This is a genomic window from Chitinophaga sp. 180180018-3 (assembly GCF_037893185.1).
In the GTDB taxonomy this organism is placed as follows: domain Bacteria; phylum Bacteroidota; class Bacteroidia; order Chitinophagales; family Chitinophagaceae; genus Chitinophaga.
Genome location: NZ_CP140772.1, coordinates 646,799 through 662,297, shown reverse-complemented (window position 1 = coordinate 662,297; position 15,499 = coordinate 646,799). Strand labels below are relative to the sequence as shown.

Here is a 15,499-nt window from a genome sequence, read left to right as displayed (position 1 = left end):
TAAGATAAAGTCGAATCTTCTTAATAAGGGTTTATAATCAATAGCTTTTTACTTCTACACCGCCCATCACACAGGCGCCGGTTATTTTCAGGATCTTTTCCGGACCGGTGGGCTGTGCTTCCATAAAGCGTTTATCTTCCACACCACCCATGATGGTGGTTAAATCCATCTGCACTTTCCAGTTGGCCGGCACAATCAGTTCACAACCGCCCATAACGGCTGTTACATCCAATATGGCCATGCCGTCAATATCTGCTTTCATGAAATTCAGGGTGGAGCCACCAAATATGGAAGTCACCGCGCCTCCTTTGAAATTCTTTGACACAATCACTTTGTTGACGCTGCCAAAAATGGCGGTTGCATCCAGCACATCTTCTCCTGTGGCATAATCCATCATAGAACCATATGGAATATTTTTACTGGCATAGTCTTTCCAGTCTTTGTTCTTCCAATCTTTTTTCCAGCCGTCCATGTGAAAACTTCTCTTAAAGATCATCATGATACCCACCATGATCATCACCACCGGCCATATAAATTGCGCGGTGTTATATGGCAGTTTAAAAGCCTCGGCTGCCAGAAAAATACCACCCACCAGCACCATTACCAGCCATGCACCAAAACGGAAGTTAGACTTAATACCTACCACCAGACCAATGGCAATCAGCAACGTCTGCCAGGAGAAATAATAATCAGGCACCCCAAGGTTAATACGTCTTAACAAAAGACCCAAACCAATGATCACAAGAATAATCCCTCCTATACCGTGGTGCTTTCTTTTTGGCGTATCCTCTTTTGAAGCCTCATTTTTTGAAATATCAATATCGTCGTTTCTCATTTGTTTTAATGTTTATGATACAAATGTAGAACGGGTTTGGCTGCCGGGAAACAGCCTTTAGGCTAAAAAAGCAGCACTACCGGTAAAACACATGAAAATGCCGGTGAAAATGGTGCGTCAGAGTTCTACCGTCACCAACTCGTCATTCCCGGTCAGTTTTTCCAGTGTCATCTTCAGTTGTTGTACCATAAGATCGGGACCGCAGATATAGAAATGTTGGCTGAAATCGTGTATTTTTTCCCTTAAATAGGCTTCATCGATGGTGTGATGGTCATATGCCGCTACTTCCTGGGCGGTAAGCGTATTTATAAAGCGCTTGCCCAGCATCATTTCAAATTCATCTTTCAGGATAATATCCCCTAATGTTTTGTTGGAGCAGATAAGCTGGTTATTCCCCAGCATTCCATTTTGCTGGAGGTCCCGGAAGATGGCAATAAAAGGGGTTACTCCTGCACCGCCGGCAATAAACACGCCTTCTCCCTTATACCGGATGGCTCCCCATACATCGTGCAGGATAAGCTCATCTCCGGCCTCTAACTGACCTAACTGACGGGTCACGCCGTCGTGATCGTTGTAGCTCTTAATCGTGAATTCCAGGTCTCTCCAACTGTTCAGGCCTGTAAAGGTAAAGGGGCGCCTTTCCTCTTCCCAGCCGGGTTTATTGATGGCCACTTCTGTAGCCTGGCCAGGGATAAAGGTATACCCATGGGGTTTCTCTACGGTATATTGCCGCACGTTGTGCGTAACGGGATTTACTGCCAGAATTTTAACGATATGGCGCTCCATGGTCCGGGTTTTCTTTTAAGATATGAAAGTAGGGTATTTTTCATCGTGGTGCAACGCGTGTTGCAACAGGTTTAATGTTGTTTCAGTGCCTTTTCCAGCAAGGGAACCAGCGCCAGGGCCCAGCGATGATAATCCTTACCGGAAGGATGTAATCCATCGGGCGCTACTAACGTATTATCGTGAGCCGCTTCCCGTGTGAATGGCGTGATATCCAGGTAGGATACCTTCAACTCCCCGGCTACGGCCTTGTTAGCCGCATTATAAGCATCTATTTCGGTGGCAATCTGCTCCCGGTCGCGACCGGTCGCAAAGGGTGTTACTCCCCAGTCCGGGATAGACAGTACCACCACACGGTCTGGTCTGTTCCCCGCAAATGCAATGGCCTGCTGTAAAAGCCCGGTAAATTCCGGTATATATTCCGCTACGGTACGGCCCCGGTATTGATTGTTAACTCCTATGAGCAGGGTTACTACATCATAAATAGCTGTAATATGAGCAGTCTCAATACCAGCCGCCAGTTCATCGGTAGTCCACCCGGTGGTGGCAATGATGCGGGGCGTTGCTATATCGAATCCATGTTGCCTGAGCAACGTTGCCGCCTGTACGGGAAAGCGATCAGATTCCGGAACCATTTCTCCAATGGTATAACTGTCGCCCAAAGCGAGATATTTGAGGGGACTCATACTGGTGTCAGAAGATTTTGTTGCTGTAAAAAGTAAGCAGCAAAATAACATTAATCCTAACATAAGCAAAAAGTTATATACAGATGGTATTTTCACCTTAAAACAACACAAACTTCCCCCTGCTTTCAACTGAAATGCGTTACCTTTGCACGCGATTACAACAATTACGTAACGCATAAAGAAACCGTTTTATGCCGGCAGAAAAAATATCGATGAACAATGGCCTGTTACAGGTCCCTGCACAACCCATCATCCCATTTATAGAAGGCGACGGAATTGGTCCCGACATCTGGAGAGCCAGTGTTCGTGTATTCGACGCAGCTGTGGAAAAAGCCTATGGTGGTGATCGGAAAATTGAATGGAAAGAAGTACTGGCAGGTGAAAAAGCCTTCCAGCAAACAGGCGAATGGCTGCCGAAGGAAACGCTGGATGCACTGAAAGAGTACCTGGTATCCATCAAAGGCCCGCTGTCTACCCCCGTTGGAGGTGGTATCCGTTCTCTTAATGTGGCCATGCGCCAGGAACTGGACCTGTACGCCTGCGTAAGACCTGTACGTTGGTTCAACAAGGTACCTTCTCCTGTGAAACATCCGGAGAAAGTAGACATGGTGATTTTCCGCGAAAATACGGAAGACATCTATGCGGGTATAGAGTACATGACTGGTACACCGGAAGCAAAAAAACTGCTCGATTTCCTCCAGAATGAAATGGGCGTTAAGCAGATCAGGTTCCCTGAAACTACTTCTCTGGGCATCAAACCGGTATCCATCGAAGGTACTGAGCGGCTGGTACGCGCAGCTATCCTTTATGCGCTCGAACATAAACGCCCTTCTGTTACCCTCGTTCACAAAGGTAACATCATGAAGTTCACCGAAGGTGGTTTCAAAAACTGGGGCTATACACTCGCTGAAAGAGAGTTTGGTGACAAAGTATATACCTGGGAGCATTGGGAAAAAACCAAGAAGGCACTGGGTGAAGAAGAAGCCAATAAAGAACTGAAAGTAGCAACAGCACACGGCAAACTGCTGATCAAGGATGTTATCGCTGATAACTTCCTGCAACAGATATTGCTCGCGCCGCAAGACTACTCCGTAGTAGCCACGCTGAACCTGAATGGCGATTATATCTCCGATGCATTGGCTGCTGCCGTAGGCGGTATTGGTATTGCCCCTGGCGCCAACATCAACTACAAAACCGGTCATGCTGTTTTCGAAGCTACGCACGGTACTGCTCCCCGTTTCGCAAACACCAACACCATGAACCCTTCATCAGTGATCCTCAGTGGTGTCATGATGCTGGAATACATGGGCTGGAAAGAAGCGGCTGCAATCATTACCCACGGCCTCAGCACAGCTATCATGCGCAAACGTGTCACCATCGATTTCTACAACCTGATGGATGATGCTACCCTGGTAAAAACCAGCGAATTTGCGGATGAAGTGATAAAACAAATGGTAACTGCCAGCCACTAACTGCCAGCTTTTAGTAAATGCAGCGAAGATTATATAGTATTAAAACAATATATAATCTTCGCTGTATTTTGTTTGGTCAAAACCTATTTTGTTTTTTTCACAGCTATTTGTATTTTTCATGATTATCCCGAAACGGATATAGCCCAATAATAGCTAACAGCTATTTGTGCTTTTAATCTAATTTTTAAAAAACCCGAAATGGCAGAAAAAATTAAAGTTGCTAATCCGGTGGTAGAACTGGATGGTGATGAGATGACACGGATCATCTGGAAATTCATCAAGGACAAACTGATACTTCCATACCTGGATGTTAATATCAAATATTTTGATCTGGGCATGGAGCATCGCGATGCGACCAACGACCAGGTGACTATCGATGCAGCCAATGCTATCAAAGAAGTTGGTGTTGGTATCAAATGCGCTACCATTACTCCGGATGAAGCACGTGTAAAGGAATTCAACCTGAAACAAATGTGGAAGTCTCCGAACGGAACTATCCGTAATATTCTGGATGGTACTGTATTCCGCGAGCCTATCGTTATGAGTAATGTGCCCCGTCTCGTTCCTAACTGGACTGCCCCCATCTGCATAGGCCGTCATGCTTTCGGCGATCAGTACCGCGCTACTGACTTCGTTACCAAAGGCAAAGGCAAACTGACTATTAAATTCGAAGGAGAGAATGGTGAAGTGATCGAACATGAAGTATATAACTTCAAAGGAGATGGTGTTGCCCTCGCGATGTACAATACCGACGAATCTATCAAAGGCTTTGCACGTGCCTGCTTCAACCAGGCGCTGATGAAAAAATGGCCACTGTACCTGAGCACCAAAAACACCATCCTGAAAAAATACGATGGTCGTTTTAAAGATATTTTTGAAGAAATCTATCAGCAGGAATTCAAAGCACAGTTCGATGCTAACGGCTTAACCTACGAGCACCGCCTCATCGATGACATGGTTGCCAGCGCACTGAAATGGCACGGAAACTTCGTATGGGCTTGTAAAAACTACGACGGCGACGTACAGTCCGACACTGTTGCACAAGGTTTCGGTTCCCTCGGCCTGATGACTTCTACCCTCATTACTCCCGATGGTAAAACAATGGAGGCCGAAGCTGCACACGGTACTGTAACCCGCCACTATCGCGATCACCAGGCTGGTAAGCCTACTTCCACCAACCCTATCGCTTCTATTTTCGCATGGACCCGCGGTCTGGAATTCCGTGGTAAGCTGGATAGCAACCAGGCACTGATCGACTTCTGCCACGCACTGGAGCAGGTTTGTATCGAAACTGTTGAAAGCGGCAAAATGACCAAAGATCTCGCGGTTTGTATCCACGGAAACAAAGTAGAACACGGTAAACATTACCTGTATACAGAAGAGTTCCTCGATGCACTGGATGCTGCGCTGAAAGCAAAGCTGCAGAAGTAAGAATTGGTAATTAAGCATTAAGAAATAAAGCGAAGACCCTGGCGACTTGTAATTGGAGTGAACCCAAAAGGTTAGACGTTTTTTAAAATTAAAGAGATTAAGTTAAATGGCCTGAGTTCGGTAATTTACAGGGCTCAGGCCATTTAATTTTAGTTTGATTCTATCGTTATTGTAGTAGCCAATATATTCTTCAATCTGCTGTTTTAAGACTGTAATAGAGTCAAATTTTTCAAGATAGAACAACTCTGTTTTTAGGACACTAAAGAAACTCTCCATAGCAGCATTGTCCAAACAATTACCTTTTCCAGACATGCTCTGCTCGATATTGCAGTCAATCAGCATCTTTTGATATTGTTTCATCTGGTATTGCCATCCCTGATCAGAGTGTAATATCAGTTTGCTATCGGTAGGCAGCCTGGGGAAGGCATTTTGAAGCATATCAATGATTGGCTGAAAGGTGGAGCGTTCCGATAGACTATAACTTACTATTTCCCCATTGTACAGATCCATTATAGGAGAAAGATAGAGCTTTTGATCTCCTACCATAAACATGGTTACATCTGTAACCCATTTTTGGCAGGGCTTCTCTGCTTTAAAATCCCTCTTTAGCAGATTGGGCGCGATTCTGCCCTGCTGCCCTTTATAAGATCTGTATTTTTTTACCCTGACCAGGCTTTTCAAATTACAGGCCCTCATCATTTTCAGTACTGTCTTGTGATTAATTTCCCTGCCTGATCGCCTCAATGCTGCTGTTATGCGTCTGTAGCCATATCTACCTTTATGCTGATGGTAAAGCGCTGTTATTGCTCCTTTTAATATGGCATGTTTATCAGGTACTGACACTTGTTTGAGATAGTAATAATAAGTACTTCGAGCCATCCCTGCCACCTTCAGCAGTAACTCCAATGAATAATGCGGCCTTAATTCTCTGATGGCTCTTGCCGCTTGTTTTGATCCTGAGCGGCTTTTTCTTCCTGAATTAAGGCATCCAACTTTTTTAGGTAGGCATTCTCCGCCCGCAAATACAACAGCTCTGCCTCTAAAGCCGCTAGTTTGGCCTGTGTTGGATCTGTTACTGGTTTTTTACTCTTTTTCGATTTTTTTGTCATCGTCGAACTTTTTCGGCCTCTTGTCTCTTTTAACAACCCGGCAGCTCCCTCTCGTTCATACTTTTTAAGCCATCGACCAACTATATTATCCTGGGTAATACCAAAAATCATGGCTGTTTGCATTAAAGATAACCCCTTTTCAAACATATACTGGAGCACCTGGAATTTAAATGTTCCTGTATAATTACCTGGGCGCTGCTGTAATCCTGCTTGTCCATGAAGCTTATAAAGATTGACCCAACGGTGAATTGTGGTATCGGTGCCTCCGATCTTGCGGGCAGCTGAGCTAAATGTGTCATGACCTGACAGTACGGACTTAACTGCTATTTGCTTTTGTGCTAAACTGTATTTGATTCGCTTATCCATAAAAATGCCCCCATAAAGTGTCTAACTTTTTGGGGGCACTTCATAATTATTTCGCCAGGGTCTTCGCTTTATTTCTTAATGCTTAATTACCAATTCCTAATTTCTTCCTGATCACTTTATCTTCTCCATAAATATCATCAAAGAACACCAGGTTGCCCTTCTGCCCTTCTGCTGTGAAATAGCGAAGATAAATGGGGATATGCCTGGGCAAATCCACCTGTCGTTTCTCTTCTCTGGCCAGCCATACCGGGATACTATCGGCTTTATGGCCAATGGAATCTGCGGATACAAGGAACTTCGCAAGGCTGTCCCATTGCTGTACTCTTACGCAACCATGACTCATGGCACGCATAGAGTTCTTAAACAGGCCACGGTTGTTGGTATCGTGCAGATATACGCTGTATTTATTCCGGAAGTTGAATTTCATTACGCCCAATGAATTATCCTCTCCATCCATCTGCCGCAATACGTACGGAAAATGGCCTTTGCTAAGCTTGTGCCAGTCGATCGTATGCGGATCTACCACTTCTCCGTTCCGGTCTATTACCTCCAGGTTTTTAGACGCGAGGTAGCCCACATTCTTTTGGATTGCCGGCAACATCTCTTTAAATACGATGCTGTACGGTACTCTCCAATAAGGGAACAGGAGGAAATTCGTCATATAGGAATTCAGCAATGGCGTACGTGTACGTGGCGCTCCCACAATCACCTTCGATTCCAACCTTACTTCTCCACTATCGATTACCCGCAGGGTATAACCCGGCAGGTTTACCATGATATAACGTACCGGCATGGAGTCAGGCAGTTTGCGCCACCTGTCGAGGTTAATGCCTGCCTGCATAATCCAGTCGTGCATAGACCGGTTCAATGCTATTACTGTTCTCTTTACGGCAACACCATCGGGATAGATATTGAACTCCTTCTGGAATGCTTTGATGCTGCTCTTTATCAGCGCAGTATCTATTGCCCTTCCGGCGGTGTCCAGATGCCCGCTTTGTACCAGGCGGTTTACTACCAATTGCCTGAAAACCGCAGTATCCGTATAATTCAGCGGTAGTGTATCCCAGCGATAATCCCGGTATTTCTCTTTAAACGATTGTATACCTTCTTTCAATGCAAGGTATCCTGCATGTGTAGGCTCCAGTGAATGCAACATACCGGTAACATTCTTTTCATTCAGGGCCTGCTGCAGTTTTGCAACCAGTTGCGCGTCGGTAAATACAGAATCTTTTCGAAGGGTTACGCTGTCTCTGGGAGCAATGCCATAGTGCAGATCAGAAGCCATTTTCATAAAGCCATCTGTCAGCAGTACATCTACCTTTGCCCAAAGTGCAGCATCTTTTTTTGCATTGGCATCGCTATTCATCTGTTGCCATGCAGCAGTCAGTGCCGGCTCATGATAACGGTTAGCTGGTAGCCCGGCATCATCCGCATGTTGTATCAGATACAACATGGAATCCGCCACTTCACTGGCCACACCATTTTTAGACCAATGACTTACCGGCTTTTCTTTTCCATAAAATTCCTGGATGGCTGAAGGCCTGAAGGCGGGAATGCTATCTTCCATCTCTCCTTCATTGTCTTTCAATACTGATAGTCTTTCAGTGATACTTTCGGTTACCACTTCATCCAGTTGCCTGATGTTGGTTACAATCTGTTTTTGTTTTGGGGCGGTATGCTTCTTTTTACTATTGGTACAGGCTAACAATAAGCATACTCCAGATCCGCACAACAAACTAATAGTTAAAATTCTTTTCTTCATCTAAAGTAAATCGCTATGGTAAAGATAGGGATTTACAAATACTGTGCAGAAATTATTTAACTGTGAAAATACGCAGCATCAGCGACAGCAGTCTTTCTTCATAAACAACGATTGCAAAAATTTCAATATACCTGTTAGCACTTTTTTCATGATCATCTGTTTTTGGAAAAAGAGGCTACGGTGTGCAGCAGCCTCTTTTTAAAACTAAAACTAAAACAACTAACTTTTGCTGGCAAGGTGTACTACAGCTTGTCTATAGATATACGCCCGGGAGCTTTTAATTGTTTAAACTGACTGGGTGTAAGACCGGTAACTTTTTTGAATTGTGCAGAAAGATGCGCTACACTGCTGTATCCCAGCTTATAGCTAATCTCACTTAAACTCAGCTCGTTATATACCAGTAATTCTTTTACTTTCTCTATTTTCTGCTGAATAATATATTGCTCGATGGTAGTGCCTTCCGATTCTGAAAACAGGTTGCTGAGGTAGTGATAGTCTTTCTGTAGTTTTCCGGACAGTAAGGTAGAAAAATTTTCCCTCATTTCATCCAGCTCAGAATGATGAACTGTTTGCACAATGATGCTCTTGATACCGTTGATCAATTGCTGTTTTTTATCATCTATCAGTGTAAACCCTTCCTTTTGCAGGGCTTGTGCCAGCTGTTGTATTTGGGTGTCATCCACCGTTCCTTCCACGGTTGCTTTACCCAGCTGTATATCCTTTACCTGCAGGTGCTGCGCTTCTATAGCTTCAGTTACTACTTTGATACAGCGGGGGCATACCATGTTTTTTATATACAGATCCGTTACAGGCATTTGTTATTTTTTGATATTAAAAATATTATGTTCCACTCTGATCAGAAAAGAATTGAACGTATTCCTCGGCATATCGCCTGCCAGTTGGGCGCGGTACGACAAATCCAGCCTGGTGGTGCTGTTAAAGATCAGCTGCAGCGCAGGAGCAATATCCAGGTAGGATCCTTTTCCGGCCGCATCAGTATTCGTTTTTCCCAATAGTTCCACATACAGGTTCAGGTTGGTTTGCTGAAAGCTCTTATACTTTACCGGTAGCAGCAAATACCCTGCAGAAAGACTATAATTAACCGAATTTCGGGAGAAGTCGTCCGGGATATTATCTTTCACATTATTCATATAACGGTTATACCCTAACGTAGTGGAAAGGGCCAGCTTATGTAACAATTGAGTAGCAATGATTCCTCCGTTTACCCCGGATGTGCTGCCATCCAGATCCAGTTCCCGGTTGTTATAAGGCCGCCTGGGATGTGTTCCTGCCGGCATAACCGGGTAATACGGATTATCGATCAGCGCGCCCTTTATATAGGCAGCCATCCTGAAATGGGCATGTTGCTGATCCAGGGAAAGGAAGCGGTATTTGGCATACACACTGGCGCCTTCGGCACGGAACGTGGGCTGCATCATATTGGAAGCATATCCCGCCAGGTGTATCATCAGCTTTTTATTGACACCCCACATTACTTCCGGCTCAAACCGGACGCCGTTCTCCCCGGAATGCTCCATGTTGAAAAACCTGTTGGTAAGCCTGAATCCCATTGAATGAGCCGGCATGTTACTGGCCGGTTCGGTGTTAACGTACAGTTCCTGGGCCGATGCCAAACCACTGATGGTACAGCAAACCGCTGCTATCATTAAAATTCTCTTCATCACGGCTGGCTTTAAATAGTAACGTGATAAATCCTTTTAGAGGTAACAGCGCCGTCGGTTTTGCAGCAGTCGCCCATCATGCCGGTTTTATAGCAGGGCATGGCGGTTTCAGTACTATATTTTTTGAACTGCTTAGCGGATACGAAGTCTTTATCGATAACGGTGATATCCCTATCGCCCGATAATTGCTGCTGCTTTACATGCATAAAATGCAGTGTATTTCCCGCAAAAGCCACGTGTGCATCATTCTTCACCTCCACGCTGTTAAAGCTGGCAGTCATTACAAGTTTACCGACGGAAAAGCCCGCATCTTCCACTTTCTTCTTAATATCATCAATTACCACTGGCACGCCTTGTTTAAACGTCAGTACAAAAGTGGTGTTATCCAGGTCGGTTTCTATTTTTTCAACAAATGGCAGCGACTGCAGGGATTCATAGGTAGCTTTGGAACACATGGCGCAGGTCAGGCCGGTTGCCTGTACGCTGGCTTTCTTAAACTGGGCCTGGGCGCCAAAAGTAAGCCCCAATGCCAATATGATAATGGATATCGTTTTCATGATCTGTAATATTAAATAATAATATAATTAAAAAGACAACATAAAGTAAGGTGCTTCATGGTAAAAGCACGCCTATGTTGCATCAGATCAGGAATGTACAGTTCTTGAGGAAAATAGGGGTATCTGAAATATCCGGAGGGTCATGTGGATAACCACCAATGGGGGCATCTGTTACTGCGATAACCGGGGTGGGCAATTCTCTGACGGGCAGCTGCAAATCAGCCTGGTACAGTGAAAAGTTTGGCTGCAGCGTTTTAGCCGCCTGATGCGACTCGGTTACCTTACAGAACTTAAATTCATTTTTGCAGCAGTCCATCCCTTTTGCCGGCTTTTTGCATTTCTGACAAAAGCCATCAGGTGTTTCCTGCCACTCAATGCCTGCCAGCTTTCCCATGCAATAATGCACGTTCACCGCTACACCACTTGTTAAAGTAGTGTATAGCAAGGCGAAAAATATGGCAAGGATTCTTTTCATGGTTGCTACAAAGATAAGAAATTAAGAATTGGGAATGTAGAATTAAGAATGAAAGCGAAGATAGCAGCGAATTTGTTCTTCGCGTTTACTATCTCCGCTTTCATTCTTAATTCTACATTCCCGATTCTTAATTAGTTAATAAACCACCACCTCAGCCCCACCCTGAACGCAAAGTTGTTATACGGGTACAGCGGAGCGCCGTAATTATTTTTAGCCAGGAAAGTATTCAGATTTTCTGCCCTGATGTAGGCTGAAAAAGATTTGATACGGAAATCGGCAAAAGCAGCGATATCAGGTAATGGATTGTTAATTTTTTTGGCGTTCTGGTATATGAACTGCCCCATCAGCGGGGAGTAATCATCTGCGTAGTAGCTGGTATTATACCTCATTTCCAGACCTGTTACCAGGTTAAGATTGGTATACAGCCGTTTCTCAAAGGCAAAACGGTTGCGGGTCCAGAAGGCGGGCACATTCAGTGGCCCGTTGCCGTGTACCTGCTGGAACGCAAGATCTACATACCATGCAAACGGCGCTATTGAGAATTTCTTACTGAAGGTGATCTGCAACAAGTTGAAGAGCGAAGTATACTGGGCGCTGTGGTAATAGTCTTTCAGATAAGTGAAATTGGTAAAGATGAAGTAATTCACTGCCAGTGTATACTTCAGCTTTTTATTATCGGTCGCAAACTGGAGCTGCGTAGTATTTTCTTTAGCCAGGCTGGTATTGTACCAGGCATCGTGGTTGCTGTTGAAATACTTGTAAACGTACGATGGTTCGCGGTTTACGTTATTAACAGACAGACGTACATCTCCCAACAGATCATTAATATATCTTTTTAACATACCCTGTACGCTATAGTCACCGATATTCTGGCCTACGAGGTAAAACTCACCTTTGGCAGAGAAATCCCATTTCTTATCGCGGGTTTTATTGCGGTACTCCCCGTGTAATACGAGGTTGGAAAAATGTACATTCGCATCGAGGAAAGTACCGGTCATGCTTTCAAACCTGGCTCCTGCACTGATAAAGTGGCCCAGGTTACCACGCACCGGAAACTGTATCAGCGAAAGGTCGTTGGAGATAATCTTCCATTTATGTTTCGCCATTACAGTATCGACTGTATTGGTGCCAAAGTTGTAATGACTGGGATAAAAAGCAGATGTATCGGCCTGTGTATCGATGAACTGATAGGTGTCACTTTCGTAGTTAAACGTGTATTGCACCCGGAAAAAAGGATCATACTGGTAATAATCCGTGGTATCATTCACGTGAATGGTTTTTCCGTTTCCCCAGTCGTACTGCTGCTGAATAAGGAAGCCTGTTTCCCCGTAACTCGTTTTTACCGGGATGGTGCCTCCAAAGAAATTATACACCGTGGAAATATTGCCGCCAAGATTTACCGGAATATTTTTCCGCTGCTTGTAATCGTTGTCAGACATATAGGATTCATTCTTTATACCACCATTCTCTCCGCCATTGATCTTATTGTAATAAAAGCTCATGTAAGTATTGGCGCGCTTGTTCTTGCTCTGATAGCGGGCCGTTACACGGTAGATATCGTGGTTGGTATTCTGACTGCGATAGTACCCCGGCGAATTGATCTTTCGATAATCCAGGGCAAAATTGAACCGCTCCGTGCGATTCTGGGTATGAGAAACGCCGATTATCTGTTCCTGCTTACTGCCAACGAGGTATTGCAACTCTGTATACGGGCGACTGCTGTGATAAAAGCGGGCATCCTTATGGGAATTGGAATAAATATCGTAAGCATGGAAACCTGCGTCGAAGCCGGCTTTCATGATGGGCGTATATACCATGTTATAAGCGGCGCTACCTACGTTACCTAATGTAGCATAAGTAGGTGGCACCCTCAGGTAGTTTGTCTGGAAATCGTTTACAGACGAATCCAGGCGGTAGTCGGTAGGTTCACCGAGTACCCTGTAAGAAACGGTAATGGTATCCGGCTCATGCACATGTTTACCCGTATCGCGCTGCATTTTGCTGCTGCCCCCGCCGCCTCCGCCCATACCGGATAAGCGCCCTGTATTAAATTGGGCCATCAATTGATTCCCGCCCAGTAACAGGAGGGTTATGAAAATAAAAAGTTGTCTCATCCGAAAGAAACAAAAGCGTGTTATAGTTGCCGGATTAATTCGCTAAAGATCAATGTCAGTTTGGGTTCCGCCGCCTTGGCAGCTGCCAGTACTTCATCATGTGTGATCACATTCTCTTCCTCACGGATACCAATATCCGTAATCACACTCATGGCAAACACCTTCAAACCGGCATGTATGGCTACAATTACTTCAGGTACAGTGCTCATACCCACCGCATCGCCGCCGATAATATGCATGTATTTATACTCAGCCCTGGTTTCGAAAGTCGGGCCCTGAACGCCTACATATACGCCCGTATGCAGGGAAATATTGTTATCCGCTGCTATTTTCTGCGCTACCCGGATCAGAGATCTGGCATAAGGCTCACTCATGTCGGGGAAGCGCGGGCCCAGTGTATCTTCATTTTTACCACGCAGCGGATGTTCCGGCTGCAGGTTGATATGGTCCCGTATAATCATCAGATCTCCTACGTGGAAGGCCGGATTCATTCCTCCTGCCGCGTTGGAAATGAACAACGTATGAATGCCAAGGGCCTTCATCACCCGGATGGGGAAGGTTACCTGCTGCATCGAAAATCCTTCGTAATAATGAAAGCGCCCTGCCATGGCCACTACAGGCTTACCCTGCATCCGGCCGAGGATCAGCTTTCCGGAATGCCCTTCTACTGTGGATTCCGGGAAATGCGGTATCTGGTTGTATGGAATCTCAATCCTGTCTTCGATATCTCCGGCCAGGTTCCCAAGACCGCTGCCCAGGATAATACCAGCCACCGGCTTCTCCTGCCAGTGTTTACTGATATATTCACCTGCCGCTGCAATCTTTGCTGTTAGTTCGCTCATCTGTTTATACATTAATTAAATGTCGGATTTAAAAAACAAACCCGCGCAAAGTTATTTTTTAATTCACAAATGACTGCAGTTTTATATTTAAAACATAATGACCTATTTTAGCGGCAAATTTTATTCCGATGAACTTACACGAGTACCAGGCTAAAGAACTGTTGAAAAAATATAATGTACCGGTACAGGAAGGTATCCCGGTGGACACCCCTGAAGCGGCTGCCGAAGCATACAAGCAGCTGAAAGTGCAATTTGGTAATGAGTTTGCCGTTGTAAAGGCGCAGATACATGCGGGTGGACGCGGAAAAGGTAAGATCCGTGGTACAGAACAGAGAGGTGTGGCCGTAGGAAAAAATGCTGAAGAAATTAAAACCATCGCTGGTAATATACTGGGCGGCACCCTGGTGACCATCCAAACCGGAGAAGCAGGAAAACTGGTGAATAAAGTACTGGTGGCACAGGATGTATACTATCCGGGTGCTAATCCTGTAAAGGAGTTTTACCTGTCTATTCTGCTCGACCGCTCCAAAGGTCAGAACGTTATCATGTACTCCACTGAAGGAGGTATGGATATCGAAGAAGTAGCACATAGCACGCCTGAAAAAATATTTAAAGAGTGGGTGAAGCCTAACATGATGCTCCAGCCTTTCCAGGCGCGTAACATCGCGTTCAACCTGGGACTGAGCGGTGAAGCATTCAAAAACATGGTGAAGTTTGTTACCAACCTGTATAATGCATATGTAGGCCTGGATTGCAGTATGCTTGAAATCAACCCACTGTTCAAAACCAGCGACGATAAAGTAATTGCTGTTGATGCCAAGGTTAACCTGGACGACAACTCCCTGATGCGTCATCCTGATCTGGAAGCACTCCGCGATATCTCTGAAGAAGATCCTACAGAAGTAGAAGCTGGTAAATACAACCTGAACTTCGTAAAACTGGATGGTAACGTAGGTTGTATGGTAAATGGAGCCGGCCTTGCCATGGCTACTATGGATATGATCAAACTGAGCGGCGGTGAACCTGCTAACTTCCTGGACGTAGGCGGTACTGCCAACGCACAAACTGTGGAAGCTGGTTTCCGTATCATCCTGAAAGATCCTAAAGTAAAAGCAATCCTCATCAATATCTTCGGTGGTATCGTACGTTGCGACAGGGTTGCACAGGGTGTTATCGATGCCTATAAATCTATTGGCAACATCACTGTTCCGATCATTGTACGCTTACAGGGAACCAACGCTGCTGAAGCCAAAGCCCTGATCGAAGAAAGCGGTCTGAAAGTACAGTCTGCGATTCTCCTGAGTGAAGCAGCTGCACTGGTAAACAAAGCAGTGAGTGCATAAGTATTAAGGATATAGTATTAAGAAATAGCGAGAAGGCCTTAG

At 45.0% G+C, this 15,499-nt stretch carries 15 protein-coding genes; 3 read left to right on the top strand and 12 right to left on the bottom strand.

All coding sequences use genetic code 11. The features are described 5' to 3' along the window. Positions 1–37: 37 nt before the first annotated feature. The 3 genes from UNH61_RS02655 to UNH61_RS02645 form a co-directional block, all read right to left on the bottom strand. Positions 38–835: a hypothetical protein gene (locus UNH61_RS02655; protein WP_326990563.1), complete on the bottom strand. Its 798-nt coding sequence runs from the start codon at positions 833–835 to the stop codon at positions 38–40. Positions 836–952: 117 nt separating this feature from the next. Further along, complete coding sequence (locus tag UNH61_RS02650; protein WP_326990562.1) at positions 953–1,621, bottom strand: flavodoxin reductase; 669 nt, start codon at positions 1,619–1,621, stop codon at positions 953–955. Between the two features lie 71 nt (positions 1,622–1,692). Beyond that, entirely contained in the window at positions 1,693–2,304 is a 612-nt protein-coding gene (locus tag UNH61_RS02645; protein WP_326990561.1) for an SGNH/GDSL hydrolase family protein, read from the bottom strand. 191 nt (positions 2,305–2,495) lie between these two features. Here UNH61_RS02645 and icd point away from each other — a divergent pair, with 191 nt between their 5' ends. Further along, positions 2,496–3,776, top strand: a complete 1,281-nt coding sequence (icd, locus tag UNH61_RS02640) for an NADP-dependent isocitrate dehydrogenase (protein ID WP_326990560.1) — start codon at positions 2,496–2,498, stop codon at positions 3,774–3,776. 198 nt (positions 3,777–3,974) lie between these two features. Next, complete coding sequence (locus UNH61_RS02635) at positions 3,975–5,207, top strand: NADP-dependent isocitrate dehydrogenase (RefSeq protein WP_326990559.1); 1,233 nt, start codon at positions 3,975–3,977, stop codon at positions 5,205–5,207. A gap of 102 nt (positions 5,208–5,309) precedes the next feature. On the opposite strand, the gene UNH61_RS02630 is transcribed toward UNH61_RS02635, so the two are convergent. From UNH61_RS02630 to UNH61_RS02590, 9 genes are all read right to left on the bottom strand, one after another. Then, positions 5,310–6,113 (bottom strand): IS3 family transposase, encoded by an 804-nt coding sequence (locus UNH61_RS02630; protein ID WP_326990558.1) that lies wholly within the window; start codon positions 6,111–6,113, stop codon positions 5,310–5,312. Positions 6,114–6,127: 14 nt separating this feature from the next. Continuing rightward, positions 6,128–6,682: a helix-turn-helix domain-containing protein gene (locus UNH61_RS02625; protein WP_326990557.1), complete on the bottom strand. Its 555-nt coding sequence runs from the start codon at positions 6,680–6,682 to the stop codon at positions 6,128–6,130. Positions 6,683–6,764: 82 nt separating this feature from the next. Beyond that, entirely contained in the window at positions 6,765–8,444 is a 1,680-nt protein-coding gene (locus UNH61_RS02620) for a L,D-transpeptidase family protein (protein WP_326990556.1), read from the bottom strand. Between the two features lie 242 nt (positions 8,445–8,686). After that, positions 8,687–9,259, bottom strand: a complete 573-nt coding sequence (locus UNH61_RS02615; protein WP_326990555.1) for an AraC family transcriptional regulator — start codon at positions 9,257–9,259, stop codon at positions 8,687–8,689. Between the two features lie 3 nt (positions 9,260–9,262). Continuing rightward, complete coding sequence (locus tag UNH61_RS02610; protein WP_326990554.1) at positions 9,263–10,126, bottom strand: hypothetical protein; 864 nt, start codon at positions 10,124–10,126, stop codon at positions 9,263–9,265. Positions 10,127–10,137: 11 nt separating this feature from the next. Continuing rightward, positions 10,138–10,683 (bottom strand): heavy-metal-associated domain-containing protein, encoded by a 546-nt coding sequence (locus tag UNH61_RS02605; protein WP_326990553.1) that lies wholly within the window; start codon positions 10,681–10,683, stop codon positions 10,138–10,140. Between the two features lie 82 nt (positions 10,684–10,765). Continuing rightward, the gene (locus tag UNH61_RS02600; protein WP_326990552.1) at positions 10,766–11,158 is read right to left on the bottom strand and encodes a hypothetical protein; all 393 of its coding nucleotides are present in this window, start codon (positions 11,156–11,158) and stop codon (positions 10,766–10,768) included. Positions 11,159–11,289: 131 nt separating this feature from the next. Next, the gene (locus UNH61_RS02595) at positions 11,290–13,272 is read right to left on the bottom strand and encodes a putative porin (RefSeq protein ID WP_326990551.1); all 1,983 of its coding nucleotides are present in this window, start codon (positions 13,270–13,272) and stop codon (positions 11,290–11,292) included. Between the two features lie 20 nt (positions 13,273–13,292). Then, entirely contained in the window at positions 13,293–14,114 is an 822-nt protein-coding gene (locus UNH61_RS02590; protein WP_326990550.1) for a purine-nucleoside phosphorylase, read from the bottom strand. A 128-nt stretch (positions 14,115–14,242) separates the two neighbouring features. On the opposite strand from UNH61_RS02590, the gene sucC reads away from it, so the two are divergent. Further along, positions 14,243–15,457, top strand: coding sequence for an ADP-forming succinate--CoA ligase subunit beta (sucC, locus tag UNH61_RS02585; RefSeq protein ID WP_326990549.1), 1,215 nt, complete (start codon positions 14,243–14,245; stop codon positions 15,455–15,457). The last annotated feature ends 42 nt before the right edge of the window (positions 15,458–15,499 follow it).

Bases quoted from the DNA above. Each gene is read 5' to 3' on its own strand.
- UNH61_RS02620 (WP_326990556.1), bottom strand. From the start codon at position 8,444: ATGAAGAAAAGAATTTTAACTATTAGTTTGTTGTGCGGATCTGGAGTA.
- UNH61_RS02650 (WP_326990562.1), bottom strand. From the start codon at position 1,621: ATGGAGCGCCATATCGTTAAAATTCTGGCAGTAAATCCCGTTACGCAC.
- UNH61_RS02655 (WP_326990563.1), bottom strand. From the start codon at position 835: ATGAGAAACGACGATATTGATATTTCAAAAAATGAGGCTTCAAAAGAG.
- sucC (WP_326990549.1), top strand. From the start codon at position 14,243: ATGAACTTACACGAGTACCAGGCTAAAGAACTGTTGAAAAAATATAAT.
- UNH61_RS02635 (WP_326990559.1), top strand. From the start codon at position 3,975: ATGGCAGAAAAAATTAAAGTTGCTAATCCGGTGGTAGAACTGGATGGT.
- UNH61_RS02625 (WP_326990557.1), bottom strand. From the start codon at position 6,682: ATGGATAAGCGAATCAAATACAGTTTAGCACAAAAGCAAATAGCAGTT.
- UNH61_RS02590 (WP_326990550.1), bottom strand. From the start codon at position 14,114: ATGAGCGAACTAACAGCAAAGATTGCAGCGGCAGGTGAATATATCAGT.
- UNH61_RS02615 (WP_326990555.1), bottom strand. From the start codon at position 9,259: ATGCCTGTAACGGATCTGTATATAAAAAACATGGTATGCCCCCGCTGT.
- UNH61_RS02600 (WP_326990552.1), bottom strand. From the start codon at position 11,158: ATGAAAAGAATCCTTGCCATATTTTTCGCCTTGCTATACACTACTTTA.
- UNH61_RS02595 (WP_326990551.1), bottom strand. From the start codon at position 13,272: ATGAGACAACTTTTTATTTTCATAACCCTCCTGTTACTGGGCGGGAAT.
- UNH61_RS02645 (WP_326990561.1), bottom strand. From the start codon at position 2,304: ATGAGTCCCCTCAAATATCTCGCTTTGGGCGACAGTTATACCATTGGA.
- UNH61_RS02605 (WP_326990553.1), bottom strand. From the start codon at position 10,683: ATGAAAACGATATCCATTATCATATTGGCATTGGGGCTTACTTTTGGC.
- icd (WP_326990560.1), top strand. From the start codon at position 2,496: ATGCCGGCAGAAAAAATATCGATGAACAATGGCCTGTTACAGGTCCCT.
- UNH61_RS02610 (WP_326990554.1), bottom strand. From the start codon at position 10,126: ATGAAGAGAATTTTAATGATAGCAGCGGTTTGCTGTACCATCAGTGGT.